Source organism: Actinomycetospora chlora (assembly GCF_039542135.1).
Taxonomy (GTDB): Bacteria; Actinomycetota; Actinomycetes; order Mycobacteriales; family Pseudonocardiaceae; genus Actinomycetospora; species Actinomycetospora chlora.
In genome coordinates this window covers 41,114-56,542 of the sequence record NZ_BAABHO010000011.1, presented here as the reverse complement: position 1 = coordinate 56,542, position 15,429 = coordinate 41,114, and the positions used below count along the sequence as shown (strand labels likewise).

Here is a 15,429-nt window from a genome sequence, read left to right as displayed (position 1 = left end):
ATGACGTCGGCCAGCCAGGGCCTCGCCGGGACCACGCACGAGCCGGACGAGGCCGGCCACTTCGGGCCGTACGGCGGCCGCTACATGCCCGAGGCGCTCATCGCCGCGGTCGACGAGGTCGCCGCGGAGTACGACAAGGCGCGCCACGACCCGGAGTTCCTCGCGGAGCTCGACCGCCTGCAGCGCGACTACGCGGGGCGGCCGTCCCCGGTCACCGACGCGCGGCGGCTGTCCCGGCACGCGGGCGGGGCGCGCATCCTGCTCAAGCGCGAGGACCTCAACCACACCGGTTCGCACAAGATCAACAATGTGCTGGGTCAGGCGCTGCTGACCCGCCGGATGGGCAAGACGCGCGTGATCGCCGAGACCGGCGCCGGGCAGCACGGCGTCGCGACGGCCACGGCCGCGGCGCTCATGGGCCTCGAGTGCGTCGTCTACATGGGCGAGGTCGACACCGAGCGCCAGGCCCTCAACGTGGCCCGGATGCGGCTGCTGGGTGCCGAGGTCGTGCCGGTGACCACGGGGTCGCGCACGCTCAAGGACGCCCTCAACGAGGCCTACCGCGACTGGGTCGCGAGCGTCGGGCACACCCACTACATCCTCGGCACGGCCGCGGGCCCGCACCCCTTCCCGATGATGGTGCGCGACTTCCACCGCGTCATCGGCCTCGAGGCCCGCGAGCAGGTGCTCGCCGCGTACGGGCGGCTGCCGGACGCCGTCGCGGCGTGCGTGGGCGGCGGCTCGAACGCCATCGGGATCTTCCACCCGTTCCTCGACGACGCCTCGGTGCGCCTGTACGGCTACGAGGCCGCGGGCGACGGCGTCGAGACCGGCCGGCACGCCGCGTCGATCACCGGCGGGTCGCCCGGCGCCCTGCACGGCGCCATGTCGTACCTGCTGCAGGACGAGGACGGCCAGACGCTGGAGACGCACTCGATCTCCGCCGGCCTCGACTACCCGGGCGTCGGCCCGGAGCACGCGTTCCTGGCCGACTCCGGGCGGGCGCGCTACGAGCCGGTCACCGACGCCGAGGCGATGGAGGCGTTCCGGCTGCTCTGCCGCACCGAGGGCATCATCCCGGCCATCGAGTCGGCCCACGCGATCGCCGGCGCGCTGCGCCTCGGCCCGCAGCTGGTGGCCGAGCTCGGGCCCGACGCGACGATCCTGGTCAACCTCTCCGGGCGCGGCGACAAGGACGTCGACACGGCGGCGCGGTGGTTCGGCGTCGTCGACCCCGCGTCGCTGCCCACCGAGGAGCCCCTCCCGGCGACCGACGCCGACGGCGCCGTGGCCAGCGGGGAGCGGGAGCTGTGACGGCCACCGGCACCGGCACCGGGATCGACAAGCTCGGCGAGGTCTTCACCACCGCGAGGGCCGAGGACCGCGCCGCACTCATCGGCTACCTCCCCGCCGGCTACCCGACGGTGCCGGGCTCGGTCGGCCTGCTCACCCAGGTGCTCGCCGCGGGCGCCGACCTCGTCGAGGTCGGGCTGCCCTACTCCGACCCGGTGCTCGACGGCCCGGTCGTCCAGCACGCCGTCGAGACCGCCCTGCGCGGCGGGGTCCGCGTGCGCGACACCCTCGCCGTCGTCGAGCAGCTCGCCGCCCGCGGTGGCCGCGCGGTGGTCATGACGTACTGGAACCCGGTGCTGCGCTACGGCGTGGACGCCTTCGCCCGCGACCTCGCGAGCGCCGGCGGCCTCGGGCTCATCACCCCGGACCTCGTGCCCGACGAGGCCGCGGGCTGGCTCGCCGCCGCCGACCGCGAGGGGCTCGCCCCGATCTTCCTCGTCGCGCCGTCGTCCAGCGACGAGCGCATCGCCGCCACCACGGCGGCCACCCGCGGGTTCCTCTACGCGGCCTCGACGATGGGCGTCACCGGCGCCCGCGACGCCGTGTCCGGCTCGGCGACCACGCTGGTGAGCCGCGCCCGGGCGCACACCGACCTCCCGATCGGCGTCGGCCTCGGCGTGCGCAACGGGGCCCAGGCCGGCGAGGTGGCGGGCTTCGCCGACGGCGTGATCGTCGGGTCGGCGCTGGTCAGCGCCGCGGAGCACGGCCGCGCCGCCGTCGCCCGGCTCACCACCGAGCTCGCCGCGGGCGTCCGGGGCCAGCACACCGGGCGCTGACCGGCGGCAGATAGCGTGGCGGCCGTGCTGGTCGCGTCTCTGCCCACCTACCTCCCCGGCCCCCCGCAGGGCGTGTGGGAGGTCGGGCCGATCCCGGTGCGGGCGTACGCGCTGTGCATCATCGCCGGGATCGTCGTCGCCATCCTGTGGACCGAGCGGCGGTTCGTCGCCCGCGGCGGGGAGCCGGGCACGGTCACCGACATCGCCGTGTTCGCGGTGCCGTTCGGCCTGATCGGCGGCCGGCTCTACCACGTCGCCACCGACTGGAAGACCTACTTCGGCCCCGGGGGCAACCCGGTCGCCGCGCTCTACATCTGGCAGGGCGGCCTCGGCATCTGGGGGGCGATCGCCCTCGGCGGGGTGGGCGCGTGGATCGCCTGCCGCCGCCGCGGGGTGCCGCTGACGGCGTTCGCCGACGCGGCCGCGCCCGGCATCGTCACCGCGCAGGCCATCGGGCGGCTGGGCAACTGGTTCAACCAGGAGCTCTACGGCGCGCCGACGACGCTGCCGTGGGGCCTGGAGATCTACCGCCGGGTCGACCCGTCCACCGGCATCCCGGACAACCTCACCGGCGTCGCCGTGGACACCACGCCGATCGAGATCGTGCAGCCGACGTTCCTCTACGAGCTGATCTGGAACCTGCTCGTCGCCGCGCTCGTCGTGTGGGCCGACCGGCGCTTCCGCCTCGCCCGCGGGCGGGCGTTCGCGCTCTATGTCGCCGGCTACACGGCGGGGCGGTTCGTCATCGAGCTGATGCGCACCGATCCGGCCACGCGGGTGTTCGGCGACGTGCGCATCAACGTCGTCGTCGCGGGCGTGGTGTTCCTCGGGGCGGTGCTCTACCTGGTGCTCGTCCGCGGGGACCGCGAGGTGTTCGGCCGCGCCGCCGAGCCCGCCGGCGACGCCGGTTCGGGTGCCGGAGACCCGGGTACGTCCGATTCCATGGCCAGTACCAACAGCACCGGCGACCCGGACGAGGACCAGCGCGCCCACAACGAGGTCGACGCGCGGCGCGACGAGAAGTCGCCCGCCGCCGAGGGCCGGGGCCGCGGCGGCGCCGCGAGCCCGAGCAGCGTCGACGCCGCGCCCGCGGACCCGGAGCAGGAGCGCGAGGAGGACGCGCCGGCGGAGCCGCCGTCGGCCGCCAAGAGCTGATCCCGACCTGCCCGGGGCCGCCGCGCTCGCGCCCTGCCCCGCGGCAGCCGACCGACTAGGATCGGCAGGGTTCCGCGCGCGACGTCGATGTCCCGCGCGCCGTCACGGGCCCCGGGCCCGCACCGATCCCCACCCGCTGCGCAGCGACCGCGCGCGGCGTGGTCTCCAGTGCCGGATCGATCCAGGGCCGCCGTCGTCCCCGGGTACCCCCCACCACACGCCCGCGCGAGGACGAGGAGGCGCCGGATGTCGGCATCCCAGCCAGGTTCGGCTCCCGGCCGGCAGGGTCTCTACGACCCCGCCTACGAGCACGACGCCTGCGGCGTCGGCGCGGTCGCGCACGCGCGCGGCGTGCGCAGCCACGACATCGTCCGCGACGCGCTCCACGTGCTGCACAACCTCGACCACCGCGGCGCCGCCGGCAGCGAGCCGACCACCGGCGACGGCGCCGGGATCCTGGTCCAGGTGCCCGACGCGCTCCTGCGGGCCACCGTCGACTTCGCCCTGCCCGAGCCCCGGACGGCCCCCGACGGCGGCCCGGACCTGCTGGCCTACGCCACGGGCCTGGCCTTCCTGCCGGTCGACCCCGACGACCGCACCAAGGCGGTCTCGCTGCTGGAGCGGATCGCGGCCGAGGAGGGCCTCGACGTCCTCGGGTGGCGCGAGGTGCCGGTGGACCCCGACGGCGCCGACGTCGGCTCGGTCGCGCGCAGCGCCATGCCGCACTTCGCCCAGCTCGTGGTCGCCGCCCCCGAGCGGACCGCGGCCGGCATCGAGCTCGACCGGCTCGCCTGGATCCTGCGCAAGCGCGTCGAGCGCCAGTCGCGCGAGGAGGGCTGCGGGGTCTACATCGCCTCGCTGTCCAGCCGCACCATGACCTACAAGGGCATGCTGACCACCGACCAGCTGCCGCTGTTCTTCGGCGACCTGCGCGACGAGCGCCTGGTCAGCGCCATCGCGGTGGTGCACAGCCGCTTCTCCACCAACACGTTCCCGAGCTGGCCGCTGGCGCACCCCTACCGCGCGATGGCGCACAACGGCGAGATCAACACCATCCGCGGCAACCGCAACCGCATGCGGGCCCGCGAGGCGCTGCTCGGCACCGACCTGTTCCCCGGCGACCTGCAGCGCGCGATGCCGGTGTGCCCGGAGGACGTCTCGGACTCGGCGAGCTTCGACGAGGTGCTCGAGCTGCTCACGCTCGGCGGCCGGCCGATGCCGCACGCCGTGATGATGATGATGCCCGAGGCGTGGGAGAACCACGACGAGATGCCGGCGGACCAGAAGGCGTTCTACCGGTTCCACGCCACGCTCATGGAGCCGTGGGACGGCCCGGCGTGCGTCACGTTCACCGACGGGACGTTGGTCGGTGCCACGCTCGACCGCAACGGCCTGCGCCCGTCGCGCTGGTGGCACCTCGACGACGACCGCGTGGTCATGGCCAGCGAGTCGGGCGTGCTCGACGTCGAGCCGTCCCGCGTGCTGGCCAAGGGGCGGCTGCGGCCCGGGCGGATGTTCCTCGTCGACACCCGCGCCGGGACGATCGTCGACGACGACGCCTACAAGAGCGAGCTCGCCGCCGAGGAGCCCTACGCGGAGTGGCTGCACGCCGGGCTGATCCGTCTCGACGAGCTGCCCGCGCGCGAGCACGTCGTGCACACCCACGAGTCGGTGATGCGGCGCCAGCAGACCTTCGGCTACACCGAGGAGGAGCAACGCGTCCTGCTCGCCCCGATGGCGACGACGGGCGCCGAGCCGCTGGGCTCGATGGGCACCGACACGCCCACCGCCGCCCTCTCGTCGCGGGCGCGGATGCTCTACGACTACTTCGTCCAGCTGTTCGCGCAGGTCACGAACCCGCCGCTCGACGCCATCCGCGAGGAGCTGGTGACGTCGATGGCCCGGGCGATCGGGCCGGAGCAGAACCTGTTCCACCCCGGGCCGGCGTCCTGCCGCCAGGTCGTGCTGCCCGACCCGGTGATCGACAACGACGAGCTGGCCAAGCTCATCCACATCAACGACGACGGCGACATGCCCGGCTTCGCCGCCACCGTCATCAGCGGCCTCTACGAGGTCGACGGCGGCGAGGAGGCCCTGCGCGACGCGCTCGACCGGGTGCGCCGCGAGTCGTCCGAGGCGATCGCCGCCGGCAAGCGCATCCTCGTGCTCTCCGACCGCGACTCCGACCACCGGTGGGCACCGATCCCGGCGCTGCTGCTGGTCTCGGCCGTGCACCACCACCTGGTGGGCACCCGGGAGCGCACGCAGGTGGCGCTCGTCGCCGAGTGCGGCGACGCCCGCGAGGTGCACCACGTCGCCCTGCTGCTCGGCTACGGCGCCGCGGCGGTCAACCCGTACCTGGCCTTCGAGTCGATCGAAGACATGATCAACAACGGGTGGCTGCAGGGCGTCGACTGCGAGCAGGCGATCCAGAACTTCATCGGCGCCCTGGTCAAGGGCGTGCGCAAGGTGATGTCGAAGATGGGCATCTCGACGGTCTCGGGCTACACCGCGGCCCAGGCGTTCGAGGCCCTCGGGCTCTCCCAGGAGTTCGTCGACGAGTTCTTCTGGGGCACGTCGTCGAAGCTCGGCGGCGGCGGGCTCGACCTCGTCGCCCACGAGGCCGCGGAGCGCCACCGCCGCGCGTACCCGGACAACCCGGGCGAGCGCAAGCACCGCAAGCTCGAGGTCGGCGGCGAGTACGCCTACCGTCGCGAGGGCGAGCTGCACCTGTTCAGCCCGGAGACCGTGTTCCTGCTGCAGCACTCCGCGCGCACCAAGCAGTGGGACGTGTTCAAGAAGTACACGGACGAGGTCAACCGCCTGATCTCCTCCGGAGGGGCCCTGCGCGGGATGTTCCGGCTGCGGACCGAGGAGCGGACCCCCGTCCCGATCGACGAGGTCGAGCCGGCCACCGAGATCGTCAAGCGGTTCGCCACCGGCGCCATGTCCTACGGGTCGATCTCCGCCGAGGCGCACACCGACCTCGCGATCGCCATGAACAACATCGGCGGCAAGTCGAACACCGGCGAGGGCGGCGAGGACCCGGTCCGGCTCTACGACCCGTCCAAGCGCTCGTCGATCAAGCAGGTCGCGTCCGGCCGCTTCGGCGTGACCAGCGAGTACCTGGTCAACGCCACCGACATCCAGATCAAGATGGCGCAGGGCGCCAAGCCGGGGGAGGGCGGCCAGCTCGCCGGCCAGAAGGTCTACCCGTGGATCGCCGAGGTGCGGTACTCGACGCCGGGCGTCGGGCTGATCTCGCCGCCGCCGCACCACGACATCTACTCCATCGAGGACCTCAAGCAGCTCATCCACGACCTCAAGAACGCCAACGAGCACGCCCGGATCCACGTCAAGCTCGTCGCGTCGGTCGGCGTCGGCACGGTCGCGGCGGGGGTCGCCAAGGCCCACAGCGACGTCGTCCTGATCTCGGGCTACGAGGGCGGCACGGGCGCGGCGCCGCTGACGTCGCTCAAGCACGCCGGCGCCCCGTGGGAGATCGGCCTGGCCGACACCCAGCAGACGCTGATGCTCAACGGCCTGCGCGACCGGATCACCGTGCAGGTCGACGGGCAGATGAAGACGGGCCGCGACGTGATCATCGGTGCGCTGCTGGGGGCCGAGGAGTACGGCTTCTCGACGGCGCCGCTCGTGGTCAACGGCTGCGTCATGATGCGCGTCTGCCACCTGGACACGTGCCCGGTCGGCATCGCCACGCAGAACCCGGAGCTGCGCAAGCGCTACACGGGCAAGCCGGAGTTCGTCGAGAACTTCTTCTGGTTCGTGGCGCAGGAGGTGCGCGAGCACCTCGCCGAGCTGGGCTTCCGCACCCTCGACGAGGCCATCGGGCACGCCGAGCTCATCGACGGCCGCGAGGCGATCGAGAACTGGAAGGCCCGCGGCATCGACCTGACGCCGCTCTTCGCCGTCCCCGACGTGCCGGAGGGCGCGCCCACCGACCGCATCCGCACCCGCCCGCAGGACCACGGGCTGGACCAGGCGCTGGACCGCACGCTGATGCAGCTCGCCGAGGGCGCGCTCGCCGACGCGACACCGGTGCGCCTGGAGATGCCGGTGCGCAACGTCAACCGCACGGTCGGCACCCTCACCGGCGCCGAGGTGACCCGCCGCTACGGCGCGGAGGGCCTGCCCGACGACACGATCCACGTCGAGCTCCACGGGTCGGCGGGGCAGTCGTTCGGGGCGTTCCTGCCGCCGGGGATGACGCTCGACCTCGTCGGCGACGCCAACGACTACCTGGCCAAGGGCCTCTCGGGCGGGCGGGTGGTCGCCCGGCCGCCGGAGGACTCGCCGTTCGCCGGGAGCGAGGACGAGCAGCACGTCATCGCCGGCAACGTCATCGCCTACGGCGCCACCGGCGGCGAGGTGTTCCTGCGCGGCCAGGTCGGCGAGCGGTTCTGTGTCCGCAACTCCGGCGCGCTGGCCGTCGTCGAGGGCACCGGCGACCACGCCTGCGAGTACATGACCGGCGGCCGGGTCGTCGTCCTCGGCGCCACCGGCCGCAACCTCGGCGCGGGCATGTCGGGCGGCATCGCGTTCGTGCTCGACCTGCCCGAGTACCGCGTCAACAGCGAGATGGTGTCGCTCGACCCGGTCGACGACGAGGACGCCGACTGGCTGCACGGCGTCGTCGAGCGCCATCGGGAGCTCACCGGCTCGCCGCGGGCGGCGGCCCTGCTCGCCGACTGGGACGCGACCGTCGCGCGGTTCACCAAGGTCATGCCCGACGACTTCCGCCGCGTCCTCGACGCGACGCAGCGCGCCCAGGCCGAGGGGCGCGACCCCGACGAGGTGATCATGGAGGTGGCGGCCGGTGGCTGACCCGCGCGGGTTCCTCAAGTACGAGCGGCAGGACAACCCGAAGCGACCCGTCGAGGAGCGCCGCGCCGACTGGCACGAGCTCTACGCGCCGCTGACCGACCCGGAGGTGCGGTCCGGGACGGAGGTGCAGGCCGCCCGCTGCATGGACTGCGGCATCCCGTTCTGCCACTCCGGCGGGGCGGGCTGCCCGCTCGGCAACCTCATCCCCGAGTGGAACGACCACGTCCGCCGCGGCGAGTGGGCCCGGGCCACCGACCGGCTGCACGCCACCAACAACTTCCCGGAGTTCACCGGCGCGCTGTGCCCGGCGCCGTGCGAGGCCGCATGCGTCCTGTCGATCACCAGCCAGCCCGGCCCGGTGACGATCAAGCGCGTCGAGTGGTCGATCGCCGAGAACGGCTGGGCCGACGGGAACATCGGCCCCCAGCTGCCGGCGATCCGCACGGGGAAGCGCGTCGCCGTCGTCGGGTCCGGGCCGGCCGGGCTGGCCGCGGCCCAGCAGCTCACCCGCGCCGGTCACGACGTGACGGTGTACGAGCGCGACGACCGTCTGGGCGGGCTGATGCGCTACGGCATCCCCGAGTACAAGTTCGAGAAGTGGGAGGTCGACCGGCGCCTCGACCAGATGCGCGCCGAGGGCACCCGGTTCGTCCCGAACTGCGAGGTCGGCGGGGAGGGCCTGCCCGTCGAGCGGCTGCGCGCCGAGCACGACGCGGTCGTGCTCGCCGTCGGGGCGCTCGCCGGGCGCGACGACCCGACCATCCCCGGGCGCGACCTCGACGGCATCCACCTGGCCATGGAGTACCTGGTGCCGGCCAACCGCGAGCAGGAGGGCGACGGGCCGTCGCCGATCGATGCCCGCGGCGGCAACGTCGTGATCATCGGCGGCGGCGACACCGGCGCCGACTGCTACGGCACCGCGACCCGCCAGGGTGCGATCGGCGTGCACCAGCTCGACCAGTACCCGCCGCCGCCGCAGACCCGCCAGGAGTCGTCGTCACCCTGGCCGACCTGGCCCTACGTGTTCCGCACCCCGCCGGCGCTCGAGGAGGGCGGCGAGCGCCTGTTCGCCACCGCCGTGCGCCGCTTCGTCGGCGACGACCGCGGCCACGTGCGCGCGGTCGAGCTGTCGTCGGTCGAGGTGCGCCGCGGCGAGGACGGCTCGCGCGAGGTCGTCCCGACCTCGGAGGAGGTGCACGAGATGCCCGCCGACCTCGTGCTGTTCTCCATCGGGTTCACCGGCCCCGACGACATGGCGCTGATCCCGGCGCTGGGCATCGAGCGCTCGCCGAAGGGCTCGATCCCGTGCGGGTCGGACTGGCAGACCGACGCGCCCGGCGTGTTCGTCTGCGGCGACGCCCACCGCGGCGCGTCGCTCATCGTCTGGGCCATCGCCGAGGGTCGCTCCGCCGCCGCGGCGGTCGACCGCTACCTCGACCCCGACGGCAGCACCGACCTCCCGTCGCCCCTGCACCCGGGCGCCCTGCCGCTCTCGCCCGCCGGCTGAGGTCAGGGTGCCGGCGGGGTCGCCACGACCGCGCGCTGGATCTGCACGGGGATGCGCGGCGCGCCGCCGCCGGCCTGGTTCGACCCGTCGTCGCCGCCCGCGCCGACCTTGTCGAGCACGGCCAGGCCCTCGGTGGAGATCCGCCCGATCACCGAGTACTCGGGCGGCAGCGCCGAGTCGCCGTAGACGAGGAAGAACTGGCTGCCGGTGGACCCCGGCTGGGAGCTCTTGGCCATGGCGATCAGGCCGCGGGAGTACGTCGAGGCCTGGCCGCCGGCCCCGGGGAAGGGCGCGAGGCCCTGCGGGGGCTCCTCGGCGTACTGGTAGCCGGGCCCGCCCGCGCCGGAGCCGGTCGGGTCGCCGCACTGCAGCACCTCGAGACTGCCCTTGCTGGTGACGAGCCGGGGGCACGGTGTGTCGTCGTAGAAGCCCTGCTGGGCCAGGCTCACGACGGCGTTGACCGCGCAGGGCGCCGAGGCGCGGTCCAGCGTCATCGGGATCGCGCCCTGGGTGGTCTGCAGGGTGACGTCGACGGTGCCGGTCGTCGGCGGGTTCGGGTCGGGCGGGGTGTTCGGCTTGGCCGCCGGCTCCGACGGGTTGTACGTGCACGTCGAGGGCGGCGCGGCCTCGGGCGCCGACGAGCCGGAGCCCGACGCGACGAAGTAGATCCCGACCCCGACGGCGACGAGGGCCACGACCGCGACCACGGAGATCAGGGTGAGCCGCTGCCGGCGGCGCTTGGCGCGCTCGGCCCGCCGTTCGATCTGGCGTTCCAGCTTGCGCTTGGCGGCCTTCCGGCGCTGCTCGTTCGTCGGCACGGCCGACATCGTAGGAACCGCGCCCCCGGGTCCCGGTGAGGCCCTCGACTAGGCTGGTCGAGGTATCCGTGCCCGAGGAGGACGAGGACGTGCTGGTCGAGGCCTTCGCGGCCGGGGTGTTCCAGACCAACTGCTACGTGGTCGCGCCCGGCCCCGGGGAGTCCTGTGTCGTGGTCGACCCGGGCCAGGACGCCGAGGAGGGGCTGCGCGAGGTCATCGCGCGCCACCGGCTCTCCCCAGTGGCGGTGCTGCTGACCCACGGCCACCTGGACCACATGTGGTCGGTGACGCCGGTGTGCGACGGCGACGACGTCCCCGCGTGGATCCACCCCGAGGACCGGCACATGCTGGCCGACCCGCTCGGGTCGGTGGGGCCGATGGGCCGGCAGATCGCCGCGATGTACCCGGGGCTGGAGTTCCGCGAGCCCCGGTCGGTCGAGACGCTCGACGACGGCGCCGAGCTCGAGCTCGCGGGCCTGCGCCTCACCGTCGACCACACCCCGGGCCACACGCGCGGCTCGGTCGTGTTCCGGTCGGCCACCGAGGACGGGCAGCCGTTCCTCATCGCCGGCGACACCCTGTTCCAGGGCGGTATCGGGCGGACCGACCTGCCCGGCGGGTCGAGCGAGGAGATGATGGCCTCGCTGCGCGACAAGATCCTCACCCTCGCCGACGGGACCGCCGTGCTGCCCGGCCACGGGCCGATGACCACGGTCGGCCAGGAGCGCACGTCCAACCCCTTCGTCCAGGGCCTGACGAGCGCGCCCGGACGCCACCTGTGACCGCCTCCGTGCCGCACGGCGGCTTCAGCGCGCCCAAGGGCATCCCCGAGTACGTCGGGCCGGAGTTCGTCCGCGTCCGCGACACCCTCGTGCGCGAGGCCGACCGCGCCGGCTACGCCCACATCGAGCTGCCCGTGTTCGAGGACACCGCGCTCTACGCCCGCGGCGTGGGCGAGTCGACCGACGTCGTGTCCAAGGAGATGTACTCCTTCGACGACCGCGGCGGCCGGTCGGTGACGCTGCGCCCGGAGGGCACCGCGGGCGTCGTCCGCTCGGTCATCGAGCACGGGCTCGACAAGGGCGGGCTGCCGGTCAAGCTGCGCTACAGCGGCCCCTTCTTCCGCTACGAGCGCCCCCAGGCCGGACGGTTCCGGCAGCTCCAGCAGGTCGGCGTCGAGGCGATCGGTGTCGACGACCCCGCGCTCGACGCGGAGGTGCTGGCCGTCGCCGACGCCGGCTTCCGCGCGCTGGGCCTGCGCGGCTACCGGCTGGAGATCACGTCGCTGGGCGACGCGACGACCCGCCCGCAGTACCGGGCGGAGCTGACGCGGTTCCTGGAGAAGCTCGACCTCGACGAGGCCACCCGCGAGCGCGCCCGCATCAACCCGCTGCGGGTGCTCGACGACAAGCGTCCCGAGGTCCGCGCCCAGCTCGAGGGCGCCCCGCTGATGATCGACCACCTCTCCGACGCGGCGGCCGCCCACCACGCGGCGGTGAAGCGCCACCTCGACGACCTCGGCGTCGCGTACGTCGAGAACCCCTGGATGGTCCGGGGCCTGGACTACTACACGAAGACCACGTTCGAGTTCGTCCACGACGGCCTGGGCTCGCAGTCGGGCATCGGCGGCGGCGGGCGCTACGACGGGCTGATGGCCGAGCTCGGTGGGCAGGACCTGTCCGGCGTCGGCTTCGGGCTGGGCGTGGACCGGGCGCTGCTCGCGTGCCGGGCCGAGGAGGCGGGCCTGGACGCCGCGCCGCGCGTCGAGGTGTTCGGGGTACCGCTGGGGGAGGCGGCCAAGGACCACCTCGTCGGCATCGTCGGGGCCCTGCGCCGCGCCGGCATTCGCGCCGACCTGTCCTACGGGGGCCGGGGGCTCAAGGGCGCCATGAAGGCCGCCGACCGCTCCGGTGCGCGCTACGCGCTGGTGCTGGGCGAGCGCGACCTGGAGGCCGGCGAGATCCAGCTCAAGGACCTCGCCGACGGCAGCCAGAGCGCCGTCCCGCTGGCCGACGCCGCGGCGGCCGTCGACCGCGCGCTGCACTCCGACCAGGGTGTCTCTCCCGCGTAGAGGCGCCCGTCACGCGCGCTTCGCCGCGGCACCCAGCGGGGTCGGGAACGCCGGGTGGAGGGCGAGGGCGGTCACCTCGACGACGTTGTAGGGGAAGACCGGCAGCGTCCGCAGGTGCGCGTCGAGCGCCTCGGCGCTCTCGGCGTTCCAGATCGTGACGCTGGAGCCGGTGTCGGGGATCCGCCACATCCAGGTGATCGTCCCGTTGTCGATGAGGGCCGTCGCGACCTCGCGCTCCCGCGCCATCAGCGCGTCGCGCTCCCCGTCGGACAGCTCGAGCAGTCCGCCGGTCGGGGTCGCCGTCACGAGGTACTCCACGCTGCGCTCCATCCTTCGGAGTGATGTCACGGTGTGACATCACGGTACCCGATGTCGCGGTGTGACATCAAGCGGTACCGTCGCCGCGTGCCGCGGTGGGAGCAGGGCAGCGGGGAGCGCCTCCGGGCGGCCGCCCTGGAGCTGTTCCGCGAGCAGGGCTTCGAGGACACCAGCGTCGTCGAGATCGCGCGCCGGGCCCGCGTCACCAACCGCACGTTCTTCCGCTACTTCCCCGACAAGCGCGAGGTCCTGTTCGCCGACGCGGACGACCTGCGGGCCGCCCTCGTCCAGGAGATCCTCCGGGGCCCGGAGATCACCGATCCGCTCGGGGTGGTGGTCCGGGTGCTGGCGCGGCACGACTGGGAGGGCCTCGCCCCGCGCGGCGCGCTGCGCGAGCGGCGGGCCGTCATCGCGGCCAACCCGGAGCTGCTCGAGCGCGACCTGGTCAAGCAGCACGCCATGGCGTCCGCGTTCGTCGAGGCCCTCGTCCGGCGGGGGGTCGACGAGGGCGTCGCGCCGGTGGCCGCTCGGGTGGGCATCCAGCTGTTCCTGACGGCCTACGAGCGCTGGCTCGACGCGGCCGGGGGCGAGGAGGACCTCGTCGCGCTGACCGACGACCTCCTGGCGACCCTCGGGACGCTCGCGCTCACCGGACCGGCCCGGGTCGCGCCCGATGCCCGATGACGGCCGCGGGTTGCCGGGCACCGTGCTCGCGACTGATCGGGACGCCCGGGATGTGACCCCAGGCGTCGACCGCGCCCGTGCGGTCGATGTCGATCTCTGCGGCGACCGTGGGGGCGGGCTGACCTTCGTGCAGGGCCTCGCTGCGGAGAGGTGCGTCAGGTGAGGCCGAGGACGCGGGCGGCGTTGCCCTTGAGGATCTTCGGGCGCACGTCGTCGGGGATGTCGAGGTCGGCGAAGTCGCGCAGCCACCGGTCCGGGGTGATGACCGGGAAGTCGGACCCGAAGAGGACCTTGTCGCGCAGCTGGCGGCCCGCGGCGCGGACGAGCTGCGGCGGGAAGTACTTCGGCGCCCAGCCCGACAGGTCGATGTAGACGTTCGCCTTGTGCCCGGCGATCGAGATCGCGGCGTCCTGCCACGGCACCGAGGGGTGGGCGAAGATCATGGTGAGCTCGCCGAAGTCGGCGGCGACGTCGTCGAGCAGCATCGGGTCGGAGTAGCGCAGCTTGAGCCCCGCCCCGCCCGGCAGGCCCGCGCCGATGCCGGTCTGCCCGGTGTGGAACAGCGCGGGGACGCCGGCCTCGGTGATCGCCTCGTAGAGCGGGTAGAAGGTGCGGTCGTTGGGCGCGAAGCCCTGGAGCGTCGGGTGGAACTTGAAGCCCCGGGCGCCGCGCTCCACCAGCCGCCGGATGCGTGCCACCGACGCCCGCCCGCCGTGCGGGTCCACCGACCCGAACGGGATCAGCACGTCGGGGAACGCGGCGGCCTGCTCGACGATCTCCTCGCTCGACAGGGGCGGGTGGCCCGTCGCCGCGGGCGCCTCGACGGTGAAGACGACCGCGGCCATCGACCGCTCGCGGTAGTGCGCCGCGATCGCCTCGACCGTCGGGGTGCGGTCCTGGTCGCTGCGGAAGTACGCCGCCGACGCGTCCAGGAGCTCGTCGGCGAGGGCGAAGCAGCCGTGGCTGTCCTGCTCGACGTGGGTGTGGACGTCGATGGCGGTCAGGGCAGCGAGATCCATCAGTGCTCCCTCCGGGCGCTGAGCACGGCGCGGATCACCGCGTCGCGGCGGGCGAGCAGGTCGTCGGGGTCGGTGACGGCCTCGGTGACCTGCGCGACGAGACGGTCCGCGAGCTCCGGGGTCATCGTGGGCGACCCGAGATCGGCCCACAGCGCCTCGGTCCCCGGGTGCAGGTGCTCCAGGACGTGGGCGAGCCCGCCGGCGCCGCCGGACAGGTGCTGCCCGGCGATCGGCCCGACGCCGGCCCAGCGCAGGCCGGGACCCTCCGTGATCGCCGTGTCGACGTCGCCCACGGTGGCCACACCGCGCTCGACCAGGGAGTACGCCTCCCGCCACAGGGCGGCCTGCAGCCGGTTGGCCAGGTGGCCGGGCAGCTCGGCGCGCAGCCGCAGCGGCGACCGGCCGACCGAGGTGTAGAACGCCATCGCCGCCGCGACAGCGGCCTCCGACGTCGCCTCGCCCGGCACCACCTCGACGAGCGGGACGAGGTGCGGCGGGTTGAACGGGTGCCCGACGAGGACGCGCTCGGGGTGCCCGGGGACGCCCCGGGCCAGGTCGGTGGGCCGCAGCATCGAGGAGCTGCTGGCGATGACGACCTCGGGCCGGCTCGCGGCGTCGAGCGTCGCGAGCAGCATATGCTTGACCTCGAGGCGCTCCGGCCCGTTCTCCTGGACGAAGTCCGCGTCGGCGACGGCGGTGGCCGGGTCGTCGACGAACGCCACCGCGTCCCCGAGCTCGGCGCGCAGCCGCTCCGCCGCGCCCGGCGCCGGGTCGGTGGCGACGACGTCGTGGCCGTGCTCGGCGAACAGCCGCGCCCAGCTCGTCCCGATGACGCCCGTGCCGACGACCGCGATCCTCATGGTCGAGCTCCGCTCCGCTTCGT

General features: G+C 74.1%; 12 protein-coding genes. 8 read left to right on the top strand and 4 right to left on the bottom strand.

Annotated elements, in window-relative coordinates:
- The 5 genes from trpB to ABD994_RS09100 all read left to right on the top strand — a co-directional run bounded on the left by trpB (position 1) and on the right by ABD994_RS09100 (position 9,636).
- Entirely contained in the window at positions 1–1,314 is a 1,314-nt protein-coding gene (trpB, locus tag ABD994_RS09120) for a tryptophan synthase subunit beta (protein ID WP_345413236.1), read from the top strand.
- A 23-nt stretch (positions 1,315–1,337) separates the two neighbouring features.
- Positions 1,338–2,129: a tryptophan synthase subunit alpha gene (gene trpA / locus ABD994_RS09115; RefSeq protein WP_345413420.1), complete on the top strand. Its 792-nt coding sequence runs from the start codon at positions 1,338–1,340 to the stop codon at positions 2,127–2,129.
- Between the two features lie 15 nt (positions 2,130–2,144).
- On the top strand, positions 2,145–3,284 hold the full coding sequence (lgt, locus tag ABD994_RS09110) for a prolipoprotein diacylglyceryl transferase (protein ID WP_345413234.1): 1,140 nt from the start codon (positions 2,145–2,147) through the stop codon (positions 3,282–3,284).
- 246 nt (positions 3,285–3,530) lie between these two features.
- Positions 3,531–8,129, top strand: coding sequence for a glutamate synthase large subunit (gene gltB, locus ABD994_RS09105; RefSeq protein ID WP_345413230.1), 4,599 nt, complete (start codon positions 3,531–3,533; stop codon positions 8,127–8,129).
- Positions 8,122–9,636, top strand: a complete 1,515-nt coding sequence (locus tag ABD994_RS09100; protein WP_345413227.1) for a glutamate synthase subunit beta — start codon at positions 8,122–8,124, stop codon at positions 9,634–9,636. Before gltB ends, ABD994_RS09100 begins: the two co-directional genes overlap by 8 nt.
- A gap of 2 nt (positions 9,637–9,638) precedes the next feature.
- Here ABD994_RS09100 and ABD994_RS09095 read toward each other — a convergent pair whose 3' ends face one another.
- On the bottom strand, positions 9,639–10,454 hold the full coding sequence (locus ABD994_RS09095) for a peptidylprolyl isomerase (protein WP_345413225.1): 816 nt from the start codon (positions 10,452–10,454) through the stop codon (positions 9,639–9,641).
- Positions 10,455–10,543: 89 nt separating this feature from the next.
- On the opposite strand from ABD994_RS09095, the gene ABD994_RS09090 reads away from it, so the two are divergent.
- Positions 10,544–11,236 (top strand): MBL fold metallo-hydrolase, encoded by a 693-nt coding sequence (locus ABD994_RS09090; protein WP_345413417.1) that lies wholly within the window; start codon positions 10,544–10,546, stop codon positions 11,234–11,236.
- Entirely contained in the window at positions 11,233–12,525 is a 1,293-nt protein-coding gene (gene hisS / locus ABD994_RS09085; protein WP_345413223.1) for a histidine--tRNA ligase, read from the top strand. The genes ABD994_RS09090 and hisS overlap by 4 nt, the downstream gene beginning before the upstream one ends.
- A gap of 9 nt (positions 12,526–12,534) precedes the next feature.
- Here hisS and ABD994_RS09080 read toward each other — a convergent pair whose 3' ends face one another.
- Entirely contained in the window at positions 12,535–12,843 is a 309-nt protein-coding gene (locus ABD994_RS09080; RefSeq protein ID WP_345413221.1) for a muconolactone Delta-isomerase, read from the bottom strand.
- 87 nt (positions 12,844–12,930) lie between these two features.
- Between ABD994_RS09080 and ABD994_RS09075 the strand changes: the two genes are divergently transcribed.
- Positions 12,931–13,527 (top strand): TetR/AcrR family transcriptional regulator, encoded by a 597-nt coding sequence (locus ABD994_RS09075; RefSeq protein WP_345413219.1) that lies wholly within the window; start codon positions 12,931–12,933, stop codon positions 13,525–13,527.
- Positions 13,528–13,682: 155 nt separating this feature from the next.
- Here ABD994_RS09075 and ABD994_RS09070 read toward each other — a convergent pair whose 3' ends face one another.
- Both ABD994_RS09070 and ABD994_RS09065 read right to left on the bottom strand, forming a co-directional pair.
- Positions 13,683–14,546, bottom strand: a complete 864-nt coding sequence (locus tag ABD994_RS09070; protein WP_345413215.1) for an amidohydrolase family protein — start codon at positions 14,544–14,546, stop codon at positions 13,683–13,685.
- The gene (locus tag ABD994_RS09065) at positions 14,546–15,406 is read right to left on the bottom strand and encodes a 3-hydroxyacyl-CoA dehydrogenase NAD-binding domain-containing protein (RefSeq protein ID WP_345413211.1); all 861 of its coding nucleotides are present in this window, start codon (positions 15,404–15,406) and stop codon (positions 14,546–14,548) included. Before ABD994_RS09065 ends, ABD994_RS09070 begins: the two co-directional genes overlap by 1 nt.
- Positions 15,407–15,429 lie beyond the last annotated feature (23 nt).